This is a genomic window from Mesorhizobium sp. M7D.F.Ca.US.004.01.2.1, assembly GCF_003997785.1.
GTDB classification, from domain to species: Bacteria; Pseudomonadota; Alphaproteobacteria; order Rhizobiales; family Rhizobiaceae; genus Mesorhizobium; species Mesorhizobium loti.
The window spans coordinates 1-1,158 of sequence record NZ_RZRQ01000667.1 but is presented as its reverse complement, the minus strand read 5'-3'; the positions used below and the strand labels follow the sequence as shown (position 1 = coordinate 1,158).

The 1,158-nt window shown below is 65.1% G+C and carries 1 protein-coding gene; it reads right to left on the bottom strand.

The window, feature by feature from the left end:
- The coding region (locus EN993_RS36030) for a portal protein (RefSeq protein ID WP_127266262.1) at positions 1-1,158 on the bottom strand (1,158 nt) is incomplete at both ends.

The window sequence follows — 1,158 nt, the reverse complement described above, 5'->3', positions numbered from 1 at the left end:
TTGTTGGGCCTTGGCTCTCGCGCCACGCAACTCGTCCACCTCCTCCTTGCGACGAAAGATGCGCTGCGGGCTGCGGCCGGCGCTCTGCACGATCTTGATCGCCTCGTCGCTGTCGATGTTGTCCATCACGCCGGGGTCGAACTGCGCCATCTGCATGGCCGTCGTCACCACCTGGATGGTGTCTCGCGCCTCGGCTGAGCGCCTGAGCACGTCGAGCGGACCGGTGAAGGTCGGCCGCACCGCCTTGCCGGCGAGACTGTCCGGCGGCAGGAAGCGGCTGTCCTCGTCATAGAGGCCCTTGTCCTCGAGAATGCCGAGCTCGCGGTCGAGATTGCTGGCGAAACCGGCCTGGATGATCGAGCCGGACGGCCCGAGCAGCGCGCCCTTTTCCTCTTGCCTGATCAGCGCTTCAGTCGCCGTCATCTGCGGGTTCTGCACCAGCGTCTGGAACAGATTGACGAACATCATGTCGCGGATCTCGTCGGCGCGGCTCTGCGCGTAGTTGAAGGCATAGGTCGGGTTCTGCCCGGTCGAGATCGGCGCGATCAGCGGCCTGCCATTGTCGTCGATGAGGCCTGGATAATTCTCGCCCGGATTGAGCACCGGCACATAGTCGAGCCGGGCCTTGGAGGCGGTCGCCGGGTCGGTGATCTGCTGCAGCGCGCGAAGCCCCGAACGGCGCACCGCGTTCTCCTCGCGCACGGTGGTCAGCGCCTCGATAGCAGGCGAGATGCCATAGGGGTCGCCCTCGTACCGGCGCCAGTTGAAGGTCGACACCGGGAAGGTGCGGAACCCGCTTTCCCGGACGATCTCCTCCTCGTCCTCGATGACGTGGTAGGAGGCGAAGGCCGTGTCGAGATATTGGTACTGGCCGCCCAGCCGATACATCTTGCGCTCGTCGCGCGGCTGGATGCACTGAATCAGCGAGATTTTCGTCTCGCACTTGGCCGGATCGTCGACCAGCATTTTTATGCGCGCCGGCAGCTTCTCATAGCCGAGCAGCTGCGCCGCCTGCCGCGCCGTGCGCTCGTAGCGGCGGTGGAAAATGTCGACCTGGCCCCAGCGGTTGCGGCTGAGATACCCTTCGCCCACCGGGATCGAGGCGTAGCGGATCAGCGTTCCGCCAAACCCTTCCTCGGCATAGAGATAGGCTGGGCC